Raw genomic sequence first — 19,387 nt, 5'->3', positions numbered from 1 at the left:
CTAATAACTCTTATACCCGAATAAAAAGTAGGATCGCAACATCAGCTGAGAGGGAGTTCTTATGGCACAATTTATCGATCGGAGGCTCAATGGCAAGAATAAGAGTGCTGTGAACAGACAGCGTTTCTTACGACGCCATAAAGAGCAAATCAAAGAATCTGTGGCCGATGCAGTCAACCGACGCTCAATCACCAATACTGAAACCGGTGAAGACGTCACTATTCCTCATAAAGACATCAAAGAGCCAAGCTTTCACCAAGGTCAAGGCGGCGTAAGAGAACGAGTTCACCCAGGTAATGACCAGTTCATCACGGGTGACAAGATCGAGCGCCCTAAAGGTGGTGGTCAAGGCGGCGGTTCAGGTCAAGGTGATGCAAGCCCTGATGGCGAAGGCCAAGACGAATTTACTTTCCAAATATCAAAGGATGAGTACCTAGACATTCTCTTTGAGGATTTGGCACTCCCTAATCTTGAAAAAAATCAGGTCAACAAAATCACTGAGTGGAAGATACACCGCTCCGGTTACCAAAGTGCGGGGATTCCATCCAACATCGCTATTGTCCGCTCTCTACAACAATCTCTCGCTCGAAGAACGGCGATGACGGCGGGCAGAAAGCGTGAATTAAATACTCTAATGGAGCAGCTCGACCAAGTTAAAATGACTGAGCCTGCACAACCCTTTGAAGAAACACGTCTAAAAGAAGAGATCGCCGAACTGCGTAAACGCATTGAGAGCGTGCCATTCATTGACACCTTCGATTTACGTTACAAAAATTACGAGAAGCGCCCTATTCCATCCAGCCAAGCGGTAATGTTCTGTCTAATGGATGTGTCTGGATCAATGGATCAAGCAACCAAAGACATCGCTAAGCGCTTTTATGTGCTGCTCTACCTGTTCTTAAACCGTACTTATGAAAACGTCGATGTAGTGTTTATTCGTCACCATACTCAGGCTAAAGAAGTTGATGAACATGAGTTCTTCTACTCGCAAGAGACGGGCGGCACCATCGTTTCTAGTGCACTAAAACTAATGAAAGAAATTGTCGCAGATCGTTATCCTGCTAATGAGTGGAATATCTACGCAGCACAAGCTTCTGATGGAGATAACTGGGCTGATGACTCGCCTCGCTGTAAAGAACTGCTGGTCAATACGCTATTGCCGACTTGCCAATATTACTCTTACATCGAGATTACGCGCCGTTCACACCAAACGCTTTGGCACGAGTACGAGAAGCTAGAAGCGAGCTTCGATAACTTCGCCATGAAGAACATTAAAACGGTGGATGATATTTTTCCTGTGTTTAGAGAACTGTTCCAGAAAGAGACAGCGTAAGGGGGCTTGCCATGACAGCGAAATCAAACGTTGCAGAAAAAGACAAAGCGACACAGAAGAGAAACGACAAGATGCTGCCTGATGGTCCAGATTGGACGTTCAACCTCTTAGAGCAATATCACGTAGAAATTAAGCGTGTAGCGCAGCATTACCGTTTAGACACTTACCCGAACCAGATTGAAGTGATTACCTCTGAGCAGATGATGGATGCTTACTCCAGTATTGGTATGCCCATCAATTACAACCACTGGTCTTTTGGTAAGAAATTCATCCAAACCGAACAAAACTACAAACACGGCCAAATGGGCTTAGCGTACGAAATCGTGATCAACTCAGATCCGTGTATCGCTTACTTAATGGAAGAGAACACGGTCACCATGCAAGCGTTGGTAATGGCGCACGCCTGTTACGGTCATAACTCGTTCTTTAAGGGTAATTACCTGTTCCAAACCTGGACTGATGCAAGCTCGATTATCGACTATCTATTGTTCGCGAAAAAATACATTACCGATTGCGAAGAAAAATACGGTGTGGCTGAAGTCGAGAAACTTCTCGATTCTTGTCATGCTCTCATGAACTACGGCGTAGACAGATACAAACGCCCAGAGAAGATTTCCATTGCGGAAGAAACCGCAAGACAAGAAGAACGTGAAGCTTACCTGCAATCTCAAGTGAATGAACTTTGGAGAACGGTTCCTCAGAACAAAAGTAAGGAAGAAGAAACCAAGATACGTTTCCCTAGTGAGCCTCAAGAAAACATTCTCTATTTTATTGAGAAGAACGCCCCACTGCTTGAACCTTGGCAGCGAGAGTGTGTTCGTATTGTTCGTAAGGTAAGCCAATACTTCTATCCTCAGAAACAAACTCAAGTAATGAATGAGGGTTGGGCAACCTTCTGGCATTACACCATTCTTAACCACCTTTACGACGAAGGCTTGGTGAGTGATAAGTTTATCTTAGAATTCCTACACAGCCACACCAGTGTGGTTGCTCAACCCGCCTACAATAGCCCTTATTTCAGCGGAATAAACCCTTATGCGCTTGGCTTTGCGATGTTTAGAGACATTCGACGTATCTGTGAAGAACCAACTGATGAAGACAAAGAATGGTTCCCTGAGTTAGCCGGAAGTGATTGGTTAGAGGCGGTGCACTTTGCCATGCACAATTTCAAAGATGAAAGCTTTATCAGCCAATACCTTTCACCAAAAATCATTCGAGACTTTAAGTTGTTCTCTGTGCTCGACGACGACCGCAAAAACACCATTGAGATAAGCGCTATTCACGATGACCCAGGCTATCGCTTGATTCGTGAAAAGCTTGCGGCGCAATACAACCTAAGCAATCTTGAGCCGAATATTCAGGTGTTTAATGTCGCTGTTCGCGGTGACCGCTCGATGACACTGCAGTATGTGCCTCACGGCCGTATCCCGCTTGATAAAGGCTACGACGAAGTGATGAAACATCTCTATCGCTTATGGGGCTTTGATGTGATTCTGGAAGAGCTCAAAGACACAGGTCATCGAGAGATTCTGACTACTTGTCCAAAGCGTAATGACTATGGAGCCAAGATTTAATATCAATCACAGTAAGTCAGTGCTTGGTATAAAACTCCGCTCCCCCTACAACATAGTGGTCACCCGCTCGGAAGTGGAGCAATAAAAAAGCGCATAAGTCTGATGACTTATGCGCTTTCTTTTTAAGGCTCAAACGTCTGCAAATGAACGTAAGGCACTAAACCTAGAACTAGAACTCAATAAGCTTAAACAATCGGCTTTTGGCCGCGTTCAATCAGCTTCATCAGCACACTGTCTGCAGATTTACCTGCCACGCCCGCTAGTTTGTCTGACAGCTTTTTCTTCTGTACGTAGTGAATCGCTAGAACTGTTTTGTCCTTACATGCCGCTACGACTAAATCATCAGAAGTGCTAATCTCATCCACCAGCCCAAGTTCATGCGCTTGTGTACCAAACCAGTGCTCACCCGTTGCTACTTTTTCAAGATCTAGCGCAGGTCTGTGGTCACGGATGAAATCTTTAAACAAACCATGAGTTTCCTCTAGCTCTTCTTTAAACTTCTCGCGTGCTTTATCACTGTTCTCACCAAACATAGTAAGCGTGCGTTTGTACTCACCTGCCGTTAGCTGTTCGAATTCAATGTCGTGCTTTTTAAGCAGTTTGTTGAAGTTTGGCAGTTGAGCGATAACACCAATAGAACCAACAATAGCAAACGGTGCAGATACGATTTTGTCTGCGATACATGCCATCATGTAACCGCCACTTGCTGCGACTTTATCTACCGAGATAGTCAGAGGCAGACCTGCCGCTTTGATACGGTCAAGTTGAGAAGACGCCAGACCATAGCCGTGAACCATGCCACCGCCAGACTCAAGCTTAAGCAAGACTTCGTCACCTTCGCGAGCAACAGCCAAAACCGCCGTTACCTCTTCACGTAGAGAAGCCACTTCTTTCGCATCAATGCTGCCATTAAAGTCGAGAACGAATAGGTGTGGTTCACGCTTGCTATCAAGCTCACCCTCTTTCGCTGCTTTCTTCACTTCTTTGCCACGTGATTTTACTTTTTCTTTTTCCGCTTTCTTTTCTGCTTTATCACGTGCTTTGATGAAAGCATCATCATGCAAATGGTGCTCTAGCTGTTCAATCGTTTGTTTGTGGTGCTCAGATAGGTTCGTGATTTCCAGCTCACCTTTAATTGCGCTTGATTTTCCACCCACAGATTTAGCTATCACTAAAATTGCAATGATGGCGATTACAACGGTCGCAATCTTGGCTAAAAACAAGCCGTAGTCCAACAAAAATTCCAATGTCATATCCCCTATTGTATGAATTAGTGTATTGTAACCATCTTGTCACGATTACCAAGAATTTCTCATCATTCCTGCGGTTATCTGTGTGATTAAACATCAATGGAATGACGAACATAATAAAAGAAAGAAGGATAAGCACAGTGGATTACCCAATCTCTACAGATGCCCTCAAAGATAAAGTAATTTTGGTTACAGGTGCCGGTGCTGGCATTGGTCGCCAAGCCGCGCTAAGTTTCGCTCAACATGGTGCAACTGTTATTCTGTTAGGCCGCAATGTCAAAAACCTTGAATTGATTTACGACGAAATCGAAAGCGCTGGTTACCCACAGCCTGCGATTATCCCATTGGATTTAAAAGGCGCGACAAAACAGAACTACATCGACATGGCTGAAACCATTGAATCACAGTTCGGTCGTTTAGATGGTCTACTGCATAACGCAGGTGTGCTTGGCACGTTAAGTCCATTAGATCAAATCGATGAAGAAACGTTTGATGGCGTAATGCAAATCAACGTTAAAGCTGAATTTCTAATGACTCAAGCGTTACTGCCAGTAATTAAGAAAGCGGAAGCGGGTCGTATTGTCTTTACCTCTTCAACGGTTGGTCACTCTGGCCGAGCATTCTGGGGCACTTACGCAATTTCAAAGTTTGCAACAGAAGGCATGATGCAGATCTTAGCCGATGAGCTTGAAGGTACCGATATCCGTGTTAATGCGATTAACCCAGGCGGTACTCAAACACGCATGCGTGCAAAAGCGTACCCAGGTGAAGATGCGAACAAATTAAAAACGCCACTCGACATCATCCCGCTGTATCTACACTTAATGAACCCAAGTGTGACAGACATTAATGGCCAATGTATCGATGCTCAACCTAAGTAGCTGATATTATGAGCAATAACAAAAAGTCGCTTTAATAGCGGCTTTTTTTGTATCTAAATCAACCATCTAATAGTTAGTTCACCTGATTTTCGTCATTTTGCTTTGCATCTTTTTCATTGTTAAATATACTGTATAGATATACAGGTATTTAATTATGCATGAACTAATAAAAAACTTACAAGACCGCCAGCTAATCTGGAAAGGGTTACAATCAACAACGCAAGGAAGTACCACTTCAACAGGCTATCCTCAACTGGATAAACAGCTTGATGGCGGCTTCCCGACGCACGGCGTTATTGAAGTTGAATCACAGCAAGGGATCGGCGAGCTTCGCCTACTTACGCCCTATTTAGCTCAACAAAAATCGCAGAAGTTGGCCATTTTCATCAACCCTCCAGGGAAGATCTGTGCCGAGTTTTTTAGCAACCAAGGCATTGAATTAGAGAACATTCTCGTTATTCAACCTCAACGTGATCTCGATGCGTTATGGGCCGCAGAGCAGTGCCTCAAGAGTGGTGCCTGTCATTCTGTTTTGCTATGGGGAGCGGATCTAGAAATTCACCAAACCAAGCGCCTACAAGCGGCAAGCGAAACGGGCAAGTGTCTGCAATTTCATTTTAAAACCACCAGCCATAATCAGTTATCCCTACCCGTTTCTTTAAGCATGAAGCTGTCTTCTCACGTCCAAGGGTTAAAGGTTGAAGTCACGAAAAGAAAAGGCAGCTGGTCGTATGGCAGTTTTATTCTGGACATGAACCAGAACTGGCCGTTACTCACAGAAAAAGTCATCGATGAAAGCAGCTCAATTCACGCATTGTCTGGTAACACTGTGCTGGCTTTTCCTATTGCGAAGCAAGGCTAACGTATGCTGTGGTTGTATCTGCATTTCTCATCCCTACAATTGGACACCTTGTTTAACTCTAATGAATTGGGTTCGAACGAAGATTCACGCAATCAGCCTCTTATCATCGTCGATGAGAAAGATCATCGTGTGCTGCAAGCTAACCAAGCCGCGTTGCAATCAGGTACCACACTCGGCATGGGGCTAGGGTCTGCGGCCGCGCTTTGCCATAACTTGCACGTCCACCCTTACAGTATTGAGCTAGAAAAAAGTAAACTGAAAGAGATTGCTCAATGGGCCTATCTGGTCACATCCGACATGGCGTTACTGCCACCCAATGGATTATTGATTAAAGCCTCTAACATGCTGTCGCTTTACGATGGGCTAGATAACTACTGGCATGAACTAAAAAGCCATTTAGAAACGCTCAATATCCAGTTTAGCTTTGCTACAGGTTATTCGCCGCTTTCTGCAATCCTTTTAGGCAAACAATCCATCAACCAAGCGACGAACAATGTTGAACAAATGAAAGCTTGGGTTAATCAACAAGCACTGAGTTCAAGCGAACTGCCTACTAAACAAGTTGAGCGCCTGAATCGTGTTGGTATCAATGTCGTTGAAGACTTATTAAAACTGCCTTTGCAAGATGTCGCGCGCCGCTTTGATATCGACTTGGTGAACTATGTTGGTCGTCTTAATGGGCAGTTCAAGCACCCGATTGATTTCTATCACCCACCAGAGAGTTTCCAGCAATATTTGGAGCTGCTGTTTGATATTGAAAACATCCTATTCATCGAAAAGCCTTTGCTGAAATTGTTGAATCAGCTCGAGTGCTTTTTGAGGTTACGTGACCGTGTGGCTTTCGAGTTAACGCTGACTTTGCACCTAAGGGATAAAGACGACCATCATGTCTCTTTTTATTCCGCGCAGGGCGATTACCTTGCAAGTAAATGGGCGAACCTTACCCATCTGACCTTAGAGTCACTCAAGATCACAGCACCAGTTCAAGGGCTGACCCTCAGCTTGATTCGTCATGGGGAACCCCAAATGGCCTACCATGATCTTTTTGATGGTAATACCGGAACACTTGCCGCGTTAGATTTGCTCTCATTACTGCAAGCAAAGCTTGGGCAAGCCTGTATTCAAACACCGAAAATACAGCATGATCCAAGGCCAGAAAAGGCCAATCAGTATTCGCTCCCAACACTGAGTAAGTCTGTGGCAAAAAAGCAAACGCCCCCAGAGAGCGAGCAACAAACCATAGATCTCAACGTCCATCAACAACGACTCCGGCCCAGTATTTTACTGCCCGAGCCCGAAGCCTTAACCGAAAGCGTCACCTTATCTCAAGGCCCTGAGCGCATTGTGTCTGGTTGGTGGGACGGAGAGAAGATCATTCGTGACTACTTTATTGCTCACAGTGAAAACGGTCGATGGTTATGGGTATTTAGAACACCAGATAAACAGTGGTTCTTACACGGCTTATTCAGCTAACCAACACTTATTTAGCTAACCAACAAAAGTTGAATCGCCAACCCGCACCATTTACTCAATTTAAACGCCCTTTTCAATCATGTTCACTCGCAATGGTTAAGTGAGATTACGTTATGTCTCAGCAATACTCAGAGCTTTTCTGTCAAAGTAATTACTCCTTCCTTGAGGGAGCTTCGCACGCGGAAGAGTTGGTTTTACAGGCCGACTTCTTACGTTACAAAGCACTCGCAGTTACTGATGAGTGCTCAGTCGCGGGCATCGTTAAGGTTCACTCAGCAATCAAGCAACATAAACTGTCGCTCAAGCAAATTGTCGGGAGCATGTTTTGGTTAAATGAAGAGTGCCAAGTGGTTTTGCTATGCCCAAATAGAGAGGCCTATGCCGAGCTGTGTCGTATTATTACCAACGCGAGACGTCGTAGTAGCAAAGGACATTATCAGCTCTCTGAGTGGGATATCATGTCGGCTAAACACTGCTTCATTCTTTGGTTTCCTCAACAGAAAAATGAAGACGCGCACTGGGGGCAATGGCTCTCCCAGCACCATTCAGGTCGGCTTTGGATCGGCTTACAACGACACCTAAAGCAAACCGACCAGCAATACACAGATTACTGCGTTGAGCTCTCACAACATCACCAACTGCCGATAACAGCGTGTGGTGGCGTGCTGATGCACAACGCGAACCGCTTACCCTTACAGCACTCACTCACTGCAATAAAGTACCAACAATCCATTACCGAAGTGGGCAGTCACTTACTCGCCAATGCCGAGCGCTGTTTACGCAGCATCAATAAGATCTCTCATATATTCAAAGCTGAATGGCTAGAAGAAAGCAACCGAATCTCTGGACTATGCGAATTTGATTTAGACAGCTTGCGCTACGAATACCCAAGCGAGCTGATTCCTCAAGGTGAGACACCCATGAGTTATCTACGCATGTTAGTCGAGAAAGGAAAACGAGCTCGCTTCCCGCAAGGCGTGCCTAACAACATTCAACAAATCATAGAGAAAGAGTTGGGGCTAATTGACGAGCTTGACTACCCTTTCTTTTTTCTCACCATCCACGACATCGTCATGTTTGCCAAAAGCCAAGGAATTCTTTACCAAGGTCGAGGTTCAGCGGCCAATTCCGTGGTCTGTTACTGCCTAGAGATCACCTCTGTCGACCCAAGACAGATCTCAGTGCTATTTGAACGCTTCATCAGTAAAGAGCGCGATGAGCCGCCCGATATTGATGTCGATTTTGAGCATGAGCGTCGTGAAGAAGTCATCCAATACATCTATAAAAAATACGGTAGAGAACGCGCAGCACTTGCCGCCACTGTCATTTCATATCGCTTTAAAAGCGCAGTCAGAGATGTCGGCAAAGCATTAGGGCTACAGGAAACCCAGCTTGATTACTTTATTAAGAACACCAATCGCAGAGACAAAAGCTTAGGTTGGCAAGCACAATTGACTCAATTAGGACTGCAACCGGACTCTTTGAAAGGTCAGCAGTTTATCCACTTAGTGAATGAAATCATTGGCTTTCCACGTCACCTGTCTCAGCACGTTGGTGGCTTTGTGATCTCTTCTGGGCCTTTGTATGAATTGGTTCCCGTCGAGAATGCGGCTATGCACGATCGAACGATTATTCAATGGGATAAAGATGATCTTGAAGTCTTGGGGCTGCTTAAGGTCGATGTACTCGCGCTTGGTATGCTTTCTGCGATTCGTAAGTGCTTCGACCTTATCAAACACTTCCATGGACGTTCCCTGTCTATCGCTGAGATCACTCGTCTTAAGGACGATCCTCAGGTTTACGGCATGATTCAACGAGCAGACACGGTCGGGATATTCCAAATTGAGTCACGCGCGCAAATGAGCATGCTGCCAAGGCTCAAACCAAAGACTTATTACGATCTAGTGATCCAAATTGCTATCGTACGTCCTGGGCCTATTCAAGGCGATATGGTTCACCCATTCTTAAAGCGTCGAGATGGTATTGAGCCAATCAGTTACCCATCGAAGGATGTTGAATCGGTACTGTCACGCACCTTGGGTGTACCTATCTTCCAAGAACAAGTGATTAAGCTCGCGATGGTGGCCGCAGGGTTCACAGGTGGTGAAGCGGATCAGCTCAGACGCGCAATGGCGGCTTGGAAGAAAAATGGCAACGTCTTTAAGTTTAAAAACAAGCTCATCGAAGGCATGCAAAAACGCGGTTATGAGACAGAGTTTGCCGAGCAGATCTTTAAACAGATATGCGGTTTTGGTGAATATGGTTTTCCAGAAAGCCATTCCGCCTCGTTTGCCGTTTTAGCCTATTGCTCAGCTTGGTTGAAATGTTACTACCCAGAATGTTTCTACGCGTCTTTGCTCAATAGCCAACCTATGGGGTTTTATAGCCCATCACAGTTGGTACAAGACGCACAACGACACAATGTGGTAGTTCTTCCGGTATGTGTGAACGCCTCACAAGACAACCACACTGTCATCGCTCATCAGAATGGTTTAGCGATTCGCTTAGGGCTGCGACAAATCAAAGGATTCAGCGAACATGGGATTCAAAGCGTGCTCGCCAATCGTCCACAATCCGGTTATCGCCACCCTAGCCAGGTGAAACAGTTATCGATGAATAAGAAAGATATCGAGCTACTGGCATCGGCCAATGCGCTACATAACGTATCGGGAGACCGCTTCCAGACTCGCTGGACAATCATGGACTCCGCTTCTGATTTACCTCTGTTTAGCCAAGTCTATGACGATGTTGGGGATGGACATGACGAACATGCACTGCACAAACCCAATGAGATGCAAGATCTACTCGAAGACTTCACCAGTGTCGGAATTTCATTGAACAAACACCCAATCACTTTGCTAGAAGAAGCGGGACGATTAGGTCGATTCACACACATGAAGGATTTAATACAGCAAAGACACAAATCTATGGTCACGGTTGTTGGATTAGTCACAGGAAAACAAGCTCCCGGAACCGCGGCAGGTGTTACCTTTGTTACATTAGAAGATAACACGGGCAATATTAATGTCGTGGTATGGGGAGCAACCGCGCGCTCTCAACAGCAAGCTTATCTGACAGCCAAAGCGTTAAAAGTACAAGGAATATTAGAAAAGGAAGGCGAAGTTGTGCATGTTATAGCGGGTAAACTCATCGATATTACCGATGACATTATTGGTTTGAACACCAAATCCCGAGATTTTCATTAACGAATCAAGTTGCCCTCCAAGAAACGCTAGAAACGAAAAAGGGAAGCATCCGCTTCCCTTAAATTCAAGTTGTTGAGTTATACCTCAACGTCCGCTTCCGTACGTCTTTTCTTAAATTCCCTATACAGTAATAAGCTCAAAGTCATGACGACTTTAGACGTTAACCATATCATTCAGAGGAACTACCTTAGATTGTGCATGAAAAGTTACGTTAGTAGTTGAGCATATTTTGTTAAAAAACATGCTGTATCAAATACTAGCAAACGTTTTCGCCAAGGTCATTCGAAACAAACCGTACAGCTGCATTAATTACAAAATCTGACGCATTCGCTCTTGAGTTACTTCAACTAAGAGGTCTGGTTGGAATTTAGAAATAAAGCGATTACACCCTACTTTCTCAACCATGGCTTCATTGAAACTACCACTTAATGAAGTATTTAGCGTAATAAACAAGTCATGCATTCGAGGATCAGTTCGAACTTCATGAGTCAGTTTGTAGCCATCCATTTCTGGCATTTCAGCATCGGTGATCATCAACAGTATTTCTTGATTGATGTCTTTGCCTTCATCACACCACTTCTTAAGTAAAGTCAGTGCTTCTAAGCCGTCACAACATTCGATAATGTTCAAACCAAGTTGCGACAAGGTGCCTTTGATCTGGTTGCGTGCTGTTGAAGAATCATCCACGATAAGCACATTACGGCCAACCATTTCATTCGCTAACTGCTGATCTAGAACACCGTCAGAAATCGACACATCATAGTCGATGATCTCCGCTAACACCTTTTCAACATCGATGATCTCAACGATTTTGTGCTGCTCTTCTTCTTGGATATGCGTGATAGCAGTTAGGTAGTTTGCTCGACCCGTAGTCTTTGGTGGCGGTTGGATTTCTGTCCATGTCGTATTCACGATATTACGAACTTGTCCAACCAAGAAGCCTTGTACGGTTCGGTTGTATTCGGTAATGATCAAGTTGTTTTCTTGAGTCTCATCACGTGATGGTGGGAAACCAATCGCACTGCGTAAGTCAATCACAGGTACAGATTCACCACGTAAAGAAGCAACACCCGTAATATGATGGTGAGAGCCTGGCAAGCGAGTGAGTACAGGCACTTTTAAGACTTCTTTCACTTTAAATACGTTAATCGCAAATAGTTGGCGACTATTTAAGCTAAATAACAAGAGTTCCAGACGGTTTTCACCGACGAGTTTAGTTCTCTGATCAACAGAATTTAAAACGCCAGACATACAACACCTTAGTGACAAATAATAACTGTGGCTACAATAGCCTAATTCGATAGGTTAAAGCAAAGCGCAAATACACAGATGCTTAAACTAAGTACAACAAATGCTGTTATACATAGTTTAAGTGCATGGAAAGGGTTAAAGGAAGGCTAAAAACGATAAAAAAAGGGTTAGCCTTCAATCACTTTCATTAACAATTGGCCATCATATAAAGCTTGTTTAACAAGCGCAGCACCTGGCATGGTGGCTTGTTTATAGAATCGAGATTCCACCAGTTCTAAATCTTGATGGTAAACCGATAAACTCTGCTCTTCGATACACTTTTGAATCGCAGGATACAACACGCTTTTAGCCTGATTGATAACACCACCTATCAAGATTTTCTCAGGATTGAAAAGGTTGATCACAATCGCTATCGCGGCACCTAAGTAACGACCTAACTGTTCAATCACTTCAACAGCCAGTGGATCACCATCAGCAGCAGCAGCGCAGATCTGTTCAATTGTGACATCTTCAAACGCCGTTAGTGATGATGCCTCGCCATTAGCCAGTCTTTCTTTGACTTGCTCACGGAGAGCCTGTGAACTCGCAACCGTTTCTAAACAGCCATGATTACCACAATGACAAAGCTTGCCTTGTCTATCGATCTGAATATGACCCAGCTCACCGATGTTACCGTGGCGACCTTGCAATACTCGACCGTCGAGAATGATCCCAGCGCCTACACCGTGGTGAATCGAGATAAGAACGGAATTATCGTTATCTTGAGAGTGACCAAACAGCTTCTCTGCTAATGCCCACGCTCGGGTATCATTGGCAATAAAGACAGGTAGACCTGTTTCTTTGTAGATCTCAGGACCCAACGCTAAGTTTTTAACGTTATAGTGTGGCATCTGCAACACAATTCCCTGCTCAGAATTCACAAGCCCCGGTAGCGTAACCGCAATACTTGTTACCCTATCGAGTTGCTCGGCATAAGTTTGGAAAAACTCATCAATTTCATGTAGAAGACGCGCAAGTACATCGTCTTGGTCACGTTCATGAATATCAATCTTGGTATCGATAAGTACATCGCCGCCCAATTCATGAAGCGCGATCGTCAAGTATCCACGACCAAGACGCATCGACAGAAACTGCCAACCTTCGTTATTGGTTTGCAGACCGACAGCAGGACGCCCACGAGTCGTGGCTTCTTGAACCGTCGTTTCATGAATAAGGTGAGCTTCAATGAGTTCACGGGTAATTTTAGTAATACTCGCCGGGGCCAACTCACTTTGCTTGGACAGATCGATACGAGAAATAGGACCTTTAAGGTCAATTAGTTTATATACACGACCAGCATTGACCTGTTTGATATGATCAATATGGCCCGGTTGAGCCATGTACATTTTACGCTCCAGAAATCATCAACGCGGTAATTTTTTTACTTTGCGAAGTAATTGTGAAGTCACTTGGTATATCGCCGTGACCCGTATCACGTATATACATGAATCTTTGTGTATCTAGTCAAATAGTTCGAGAAAAATTAGTACCTACATCGATAAATTGAGACTTAATTTTCTTAATGAAACATCGTTATTGAGTCCTGAATTCAATAATTGGATACAAATAAAGAAATATCCTTCTAGCTCCCAATAAATAATCAATTAATGCATATACTTAATTCAGTCTTTTAAAAGATTACTTGGCCTCACTCTAGGAGTATTCATGACAGCCGAATTAAGAAAAACGAAAATCGTCACAACGCTAGGCCCTTCTACTGATAAAGGTAACGTGCTTGAAGAGATCATCAAAGCTGGTGCCAATGTCGTCCGTATGAACTTCTCTCACGGCACTAGCGACGACCATATACAACGTGCAGAAAATGTCCGAGCAATAGCCAAAAAACTTGGCACTCAGATCGCTATTCTCGGTGACTTACAAGGTCCCAAGATTCGAGTGTCAACATTCAAAGATGGCAAAATCCAACTTGCCGTTGGTGACCAATTTACTCTCGACAGTAGCCTTGGTTTAGGCGAAGGCAACCAACAAGCGGTCGGTCTTGATTATAAAGAATTACCTAACGACGTTTCAGCTAACGACATCCTGTTGCTCGACGATGGTCGTGTGCAGCTAAAAGTAACCGAAGTGGAAGGTTGTCGCGTTCATACCGAAGTCATCATTGGCGGCCCTCTCTCGAATAATAAAGGCATAAACAAGAAAGGCGGCGGCCTTTCCGCAGAAGCGCTGACAGAAAAAGACAAACGCGACATCGTCACCGCCGCACAAATCAAAGTGGATTACCTCGCGGTGTCTTTCCCACGCAATGGCGAAGACATGCACTACGCTCGTCAGCTCGCACGAGAAGCAGGTTTAGAAGCTCACCTTGTAGCAAAAGTAGAGCGAGCAGAGACGGTAGCCACTGTTGAGAACATGGATGACATCATAATGGCCTCAGATGTGGTCATGGTGGCTCGTGGTGACCTCGGAGTCGAAATTGGCGACCCTGAATTGGTCGGAGTACAAAAACAGCTTATACGCCGTGCTAGAGCGCTTAACCGAACGGTGATCACCGCAACCCAAATGATGGAATCGATGATTTCAGCGCCAATGCCAACCCGTGCCGAAGTCATGGACGTTGCCAATGCGGTACTTGATGGAACAGATGCGGTCATGCTTTCAGGTGAAACAGCTGCAGGTGATTACCCGGTCGAAACCGTAAAATCGATGGCTGAAGTGTGTATTGGTGCTGAGAAAATGGCGGGGATTAACAACCAATCCAATTACCGAATTGATCGCACCTTTGTGACCGCCGAAGAAACCGTTTCAATGGCGACTATCTACTCGGCAAACCATATGGAAGGTATTAAAGGCGTAGTCACTCTCACAGAATCAGGCCGTACTGCACTGATGATGTCTCGCCTAAGTGCTGACATGCCTATCTACGCACTATCTCGTAACGAAGGAACACTTAATCGCTGCACCTTGTACCGAGGTGTAACACCTATCTACTTCGAGACAGAAGCCAAAGACAGTTTTGACATTGCCCTATCTACGCTCACCTGCCTAAAAGAGCAAGAGCATCTTAAGTTTGGCGATCTCGTTATCGTCACTCAAGGCGACATTATGGATGTGGCGGGATCAACCAACTGTATGAGAATCTTGCCTGTCACCTAATGTTTGCCCGTAAGGCGAAACGATTTGCCTAATCTCAAGACAAAAAAGGGTTATCGAACCAAGTTCAATAACCCTTTTTCATTTCAGAACACGACTCACTAACGATCGGCTTAAACAGCACGATCAGCTCACAGCATGCTAACTCATCAACTTCAAATATTACTCATCAACCTCAAGCATTACTTCTCAGCAGCAATGGTTGCCAACTGTGGCATGTGTGAACTGCGGGCATTTTTCGTAGAGGTATAAATTTCAACAAATCGGTAACCGGCTTCTAAACCCAATTCATAATCGTGCAGTAAATCTTCTTTATTACTCATTAATGAATTGGATTTCAGCGGCTTACTCGGGGCAATTTGCACTACAAACGCATCGTCTGGTGGGGAGTTCAAAAAATCCTGAGTCAATGAGTAAGTTTGGTAATGCACCATCAGCATATCTGCTAAGCCGGAATCAAACTTATCACCAATTAAATGACTTAATCTATAGATGTCATCCGCCCCGAATAACCATCGACCACCATTCAGTAAATCCAAATGTGACCTGTCGCGCTTCTGTTCTTTTGAGCTGAGAATTTGTTGTTGAAAGAACGAGCTCCAATCGGTTTTCCACTGTTCCACTTTTTGTTGCCAATGGCCTTGAACACTGTCAAAAGATTCGCGGAACCATTCCAGCTCTTCGGCTGATATCGGTTTGGGTGTTTTTAATCGCGTACTGTTAGCTTGAACCTCGACCTCTTCCTCTAACGCTGGCTCAGTTCGGATCACAACAATGGAACGGGCTTGTCTACGCCACGCTTCTTGAACCGGAATGCAAGCTGATACACCACCATCCACATAAGCATTGTCGCCAATAAAGATTTCATCATTGTATAAGCGAGGGATCGCACAGGTTGCAATCATCACTTTGTACCAATCTTCACCCAATACTGGGAAGTAGTGATCTCGTAAGTCTTTAGAATCCGTGACGGCTGCATAGAAATGGCGTTCGCCTAGCGTTTGTCGTCCTAAATCCAAATCAAGCTTATATGGGTAAGCCATGATTTGTTCTAAGGCCCATTCTAATCCAAGGTTCTTTCTGTGTCGTATATAAGAAAAGAGATTGAAGAATTCAGGTGATGTTGTGAGGTCGAGAAGGAAAGAACGGCCAAGGCCTTTATCGCGGCACAGATAAGCACACAAATTAAGAGCACCTGCAGAGGTACCAAAAAACTCGTCGAAGGGATCAAAATTTGAAAGAAGAAAGGCATCCAGCACTCCAGAAGTAAAAATACTTCTCTGTCCGCCACCTTGGGCGACCAGTGCTGTTTTTCCAGCAATAAACTTAGCGTAATAATCTAAGTCTATTGCTATATCAATATTGGTTATAATCCCACTATTCATTATTCCCTGAGTATAAAAACCCAGCCTCGCAATAGATGGTATTAACTACCAATTGCAATAAAGCCAAATGAGAGAATGATTGCGTAGATGACAACCGTTATTTGTAGGGCATTTTTCAGATTATGGTCCATAGACACCTCTGTCTTATTATTAATTTTTCGAGTCTCTATTTAAGTACTATCAGGTGTGTGAAGTATCTTCAAGAATCGTCGAAATTAGTCGCACAATATTGATGTAACCATCACAATTAGTAAGGATAAGGATATACTCATGAATAACAAAGCAAATATATTGGCACTGATTACGCTTCTCTCCGTTTCGAGCGTACATGCCTCGCCGGAGATCATCATTACTCCGATGGTGGGCTATACCGGCGGTGGCAGTGTCGAAGACCAGGACGGTAAAACCTATGATATGAAAGGGTCTGAAAACTACACCTTTGCGATTGAAACGCCATTTGAAAAAGGACGCATCGGCTTTTTCTATTCTAATCAAAGCTCTGAATTAGAAACGCTCAACCTAAGCTCCTCCATCCAATACCTGCACTTTCAAAGTAGCATTTACTACCCAGCTTCTTCTGTGTTGTCTGGTTATTTGGGGTTAGGCCTTGGTGCTTCTTACGTCGATGTAGACTGGGCAAAAGATAAGTATGGGTTCTCAACCTCTATCTTTGGTGGTTTAGAGTACAAATTTAGTGACCGATTAGCGCTAAACACACAACTACGTTGGCTAGGTACCGTTGTCGATAACGACACCTCCGGTGTTTGTAACATCCCAAGTAACGGCCAAGAGTGCATCATCCGCTTTGATACCGACTGGATGAACCAATTCCAAGCCAATGTCGGACTGAGTTTTACTTTCTAAGTATCGATGACCATAAGCATCTCATACCAATAGAACCTCCGAATAGTTGGTCAGTTCAACTATAGAGTGTATGAATTTCAGTCATACGCTCTACTTTTAAATAAAGTCACATAACCTAATAAATACTAAAAAATCAGATACATAAACCAATCAGAAAACCTCAAACCAATTAATACCTCTAAAATAACCACCATTTAACATCTTAAAGACCATAACCCTACAGTTATTAAACATACCTAATCTATTGCTTTAACCATTCTAACTAGGTAGGCTCATTAGCACGCATCAGCTGAATATTTCAGGTTATGCAAACACACATCAAACAATTAAGAATTATCCGCTGAGTTCTCCAATCGCTAACAACATAATAATCTAAACTTTTGCTTAATCACGGAAGATAAAGTAAACAGTCAAACCGTTTGCCTGTTTTAACTATCATCTCCTTACCAAGCACAGCGTGACGAGAAGCTTCATACCTCAGGGAAGTTGTAAAGGAGTTAAATATGAAGCGAGAACAGTGGGGATCCCGAGCAGGATTTATCCTTGCCGCAGTAGGATCTGCTATTGGTTTAGGAAACATTTGGCGTTTTCCATATATGGCTTATGAAAATGGCGGCGGTGCTTTTTTCATTCCATATCTATTTGCCATGCTTACGGCTGGTATCCCATTTATGATCCTAGAGTTCAGTATGGGTCAAAAATATCGTGGCTCTGCACCTGCAACCTTAGCGCGCATCAACTCAAAATTTGAGTGGCTTGGCTGGTTCCAAGTAGGTGTAGCGGCTGTCATCGCGGTCTACTATGTTGCCGTTATCGGTTGGGCAATTTCATACTTCGGTATGTCATTCAATCAAAGCTGGGGAACAGACACTAACGCATTCTTCTTCAGTGAATATCTAGCTCTAGGTGATAACTCACCGACGAACCTAGGTAGCATCCAATGGGGCATCGCTGGCGCAATGTTACTCGCTTGGGCAATCACTTATGCAGCTATCGTGGGTGGTGTTAAAGCTGGTATCGAACGTGCTTCTAAAGTAATGATGCCAGTGTTGTTCATAATGGTGATTTTGCTTATCGGACGCATGGTTTTCCTTCCTGGTGCTCTAGATGGTGTGAACTACATGTTCGAACCTGATTTCAGCAAGATCTGGGACGTAAAAGTATGGGCTGCTGCTTATGGACAAATCTTCTTCACGCTAAGTATCGGTTTTGCGATCATGCTGGCTTACTCAAGCTACCTGCCTGAAAAATCAGATATCACGAACAACGCGTTCATGACGGTTCTTATCAACTGTGGTTTCTCAATTCTTGCGGGTATTATGATTTTCTCTGTTCTTGGCTACATGGCTCAAGAACAAGGTAAACCATTAACTGAAGTTGTATCAGCAGGCGTTGGCCTTGCGTTTGTTACGCTACCTGCTGCGATTAATTTACTTCCAGCACCGTATATTCTGGGTCCACTATTCTTCTTTGCACTTGTTGTGGCTGGTTTAAGCTCTCATATCTCAATTATGGAAGCAGTAACATCTGCAATTATGGACAAGCTGAACTGGAGCCGTAAAAAAGCAGCAAGTATTGTTATTGGCGTTGGTGTTGTGGTGTCTATGGCATTTGCAACTAACGGCGGCCTACTTCTACTAGACCTAGTCGATCACTTCGCTAACAACGTCGGCATCATGGTAGGCGGATTCATTGAAATCCTTCTAATGGCATGGCTACTAAACAAAGTTAGCGATGTACGTGCGTACGTCAATGAGATTTCAGATTTCTCTATTGGCGTATGGTTTAACGTATGTTTACGCTTCGTCACTCCAGTTATGCTTGCAATCATTCTTGCAACTAAACTAAGCGCATTGTTTACAGACGGTTACGGTGGCTACGACCTGACTCTTGGCTGGGCGATGATCGCAGGATTACTAGCAATTGGCATTATCATAAATATGACAAGTAAGAAGGAAGCATAATCATGACAACGAGTGCGATTATTATGATGGTTCTTGGTCTTGGTATCACTTGGGGTGGTGCTGCAATTTGCATAAAGCGTGCAATGGACAAACAGAAATAACCTTATTTAAACCATTCAAAAATGCCAGCTACTAAGCTTAATGCCGTTCGGATAAGCATTATTGCTTGAACCTGAACGGATATTTGGCTGGGA

At 44.1% G+C, this 19,387-nt stretch carries 15 protein-coding genes; 10 read left to right on the top strand and 5 right to left on the bottom strand.

Features of this window, described 5'->3' with window-relative positions; genetic code table 11:
• Positions 1–61: 61 nt before the first annotated feature.
• Together ACED60_RS15460 and ACED60_RS15455 are read left to right on the top strand one after the other, a co-directional pair.
• Positions 62–1,333, top strand: coding sequence for a YeaH/YhbH family protein (locus ACED60_RS15460; RefSeq protein ID WP_017107264.1), 1,272 nt, complete (start codon positions 62–64; stop codon positions 1,331–1,333).
• 11 nt (positions 1,334–1,344) lie between these two features.
• Complete coding sequence (locus ACED60_RS15455; RefSeq protein ID WP_371727930.1) at positions 1,345–2,907, top strand: SpoVR family protein; 1,563 nt, start codon at positions 1,345–1,347, stop codon at positions 2,905–2,907.
• Between the two features lie 185 nt (positions 2,908–3,092).
• Here ACED60_RS15455 and sohB read toward each other — a convergent pair whose 3' ends face one another.
• Positions 3,093–4,154: a protease SohB gene (gene sohB / locus ACED60_RS15450; protein WP_009849001.1), complete on the bottom strand. Its 1,062-nt coding sequence runs from the start codon at positions 4,152–4,154 to the stop codon at positions 3,093–3,095.
• A 143-nt stretch (positions 4,155–4,297) separates the two neighbouring features.
• On the opposite strand from sohB, the gene ACED60_RS15445 reads away from it, so the two are divergent.
• The 4 genes from ACED60_RS15445 (at position 4,298) to ACED60_RS15430 (ending at position 10,579) form a co-directional block, all read left to right on the top strand.
• Positions 4,298–5,038, top strand: coding sequence for a YciK family oxidoreductase (locus ACED60_RS15445; RefSeq protein WP_371727929.1), 741 nt, complete (start codon positions 4,298–4,300; stop codon positions 5,036–5,038).
• 154 nt (positions 5,039–5,192) lie between these two features.
• Positions 5,193–5,900, top strand: coding sequence for a translesion DNA synthesis-associated protein ImuA (gene imuA, locus ACED60_RS15440; protein ID WP_371727928.1), 708 nt, complete (start codon positions 5,193–5,195; stop codon positions 5,898–5,900).
• A gap of 3 nt (positions 5,901–5,903) precedes the next feature.
• The gene (locus ACED60_RS15435) at positions 5,904–7,373 is read left to right on the top strand and encodes a DNA polymerase Y family protein (RefSeq protein ID WP_371727927.1); all 1,470 of its coding nucleotides are present in this window, start codon (positions 5,904–5,906) and stop codon (positions 7,371–7,373) included.
• Positions 7,374–7,486: 113 nt separating this feature from the next.
• Positions 7,487–10,579 (top strand): error-prone DNA polymerase, encoded by a 3,093-nt coding sequence (locus ACED60_RS15430; RefSeq protein WP_371727925.1) that lies wholly within the window; start codon positions 7,487–7,489, stop codon positions 10,577–10,579.
• A 309-nt stretch (positions 10,580–10,888) separates the two neighbouring features.
• Here ACED60_RS15430 and ACED60_RS15425 read toward each other — a convergent pair whose 3' ends face one another.
• Both ACED60_RS15425 and ACED60_RS15420 read right to left on the bottom strand, forming a co-directional pair.
• Positions 10,889–11,830 (bottom strand): chemotaxis protein CheV, encoded by a 942-nt coding sequence (locus ACED60_RS15425; RefSeq protein WP_009848992.1) that lies wholly within the window; start codon positions 11,828–11,830, stop codon positions 10,889–10,891.
• A 167-nt stretch (positions 11,831–11,997) separates the two neighbouring features.
• The gene (locus ACED60_RS15420; protein WP_017097686.1) at positions 11,998–13,215 is read right to left on the bottom strand and encodes an ROK family protein; all 1,218 of its coding nucleotides are present in this window, start codon (positions 13,213–13,215) and stop codon (positions 11,998–12,000) included.
• Between the two features lie 319 nt (positions 13,216–13,534).
• Here ACED60_RS15420 and pyk point away from each other — a divergent pair, with 319 nt between their 5' ends.
• The gene (pyk, locus tag ACED60_RS15415) at positions 13,535–14,983 is read left to right on the top strand and encodes a pyruvate kinase (RefSeq protein WP_012603578.1); all 1,449 of its coding nucleotides are present in this window, start codon (positions 13,535–13,537) and stop codon (positions 14,981–14,983) included.
• A 179-nt stretch (positions 14,984–15,162) separates the two neighbouring features.
• Here pyk and ACED60_RS15410 read toward each other — a convergent pair whose 3' ends face one another.
• Together ACED60_RS15410 and ACED60_RS15405 are read right to left on the bottom strand one after the other, a co-directional pair.
• Positions 15,163–16,365, bottom strand: a complete 1,203-nt coding sequence (locus tag ACED60_RS15410) for a patatin family protein (RefSeq protein ID WP_371727924.1) — start codon at positions 16,363–16,365, stop codon at positions 15,163–15,165.
• 41 nt (positions 16,366–16,406) lie between these two features.
• Positions 16,407–16,496, bottom strand: coding sequence for a YnhF family membrane protein (locus ACED60_RS15405; protein WP_102248935.1), 90 nt, complete (start codon positions 16,494–16,496; stop codon positions 16,407–16,409).
• 139 nt (positions 16,497–16,635) lie between these two features.
• Between ACED60_RS15405 and ACED60_RS15400 the strand changes: the two genes are divergently transcribed.
• From ACED60_RS15400 to ACED60_RS15390, 3 genes are all read left to right on the top strand, one after another.
• On the top strand, positions 16,636–17,229 hold the full coding sequence (locus ACED60_RS15400) for a porin family protein (protein WP_135383971.1): 594 nt from the start codon (positions 16,636–16,638) through the stop codon (positions 17,227–17,229).
• A 503-nt stretch (positions 17,230–17,732) separates the two neighbouring features.
• On the top strand, positions 17,733–19,193 hold the full coding sequence (locus tag ACED60_RS15395) for a sodium-dependent transporter (RefSeq protein ID WP_009848987.1): 1,461 nt from the start codon (positions 17,733–17,735) through the stop codon (positions 19,191–19,193).
• A gap of 2 nt (positions 19,194–19,195) precedes the next feature.
• Positions 19,196–19,294: a methionine/alanine import family NSS transporter small subunit gene (locus ACED60_RS15390; RefSeq protein WP_009848986.1), complete on the top strand. Its 99-nt coding sequence runs from the start codon at positions 19,196–19,198 to the stop codon at positions 19,292–19,294.
• Positions 19,295–19,387 lie beyond the last annotated feature (93 nt).

The organism is Vibrio sp. 1F279 (assembly GCF_041439815.1).
In the GTDB taxonomy this organism is placed as follows: domain Bacteria; phylum Pseudomonadota; class Gammaproteobacteria; order Enterobacterales; family Vibrionaceae; genus Vibrio; species Vibrio tasmaniensis_A.
Note: the sequence above shows the minus strand (reverse complement) of the source record. Positions and strands in the feature narration are given on the sequence as shown.

Coding starts and splice junctions, on each gene's coding strand:
- ACED60_RS15410 (WP_371727924.1), bottom strand. CDS start 16,365: ATGAATAGTGGGATTATAACCAATATTGATATAGCAATAGACTTAGAT.
- ACED60_RS15430 (WP_371727925.1), top strand. CDS start 7,487: ATGTCTCAGCAATACTCAGAGCTTTTCTGTCAAAGTAATTACTCCTTC.
- ACED60_RS15425 (WP_009848992.1), bottom strand. CDS start 11,830: ATGTCTGGCGTTTTAAATTCTGTTGATCAGAGAACTAAACTCGTCGGT.
- ACED60_RS15455 (WP_371727930.1), top strand. CDS start 1,345: ATGACAGCGAAATCAAACGTTGCAGAAAAAGACAAAGCGACACAGAAG.
- pyk (WP_012603578.1), top strand. CDS start 13,535: ATGACAGCCGAATTAAGAAAAACGAAAATCGTCACAACGCTAGGCCCT.
- ACED60_RS15460 (WP_017107264.1), top strand. CDS start 62: ATGGCACAATTTATCGATCGGAGGCTCAATGGCAAGAATAAGAGTGCT.
- ACED60_RS15420 (WP_017097686.1), bottom strand. CDS start 13,215: ATGTACATGGCTCAACCGGGCCATATTGATCATATCAAACAGGTCAAT.
- ACED60_RS15400 (WP_135383971.1), top strand. CDS start 16,636: ATGAATAACAAAGCAAATATATTGGCACTGATTACGCTTCTCTCCGTT.
- ACED60_RS15395 (WP_009848987.1), top strand. CDS start 17,733: ATGAAGCGAGAACAGTGGGGATCCCGAGCAGGATTTATCCTTGCCGCA.
- imuA (WP_371727928.1), top strand. CDS start 5,193: ATGCATGAACTAATAAAAAACTTACAAGACCGCCAGCTAATCTGGAAA.
- ACED60_RS15405 (WP_102248935.1), bottom strand. CDS start 16,496: ATGGACCATAATCTGAAAAATGCCCTACAAATAACGGTTGTCATCTAC.
- ACED60_RS15390 (WP_009848986.1), top strand. CDS start 19,196: ATGACAACGAGTGCGATTATTATGATGGTTCTTGGTCTTGGTATCACT.
- ACED60_RS15435 (WP_371727927.1), top strand. CDS start 5,904: ATGCTGTGGTTGTATCTGCATTTCTCATCCCTACAATTGGACACCTTG.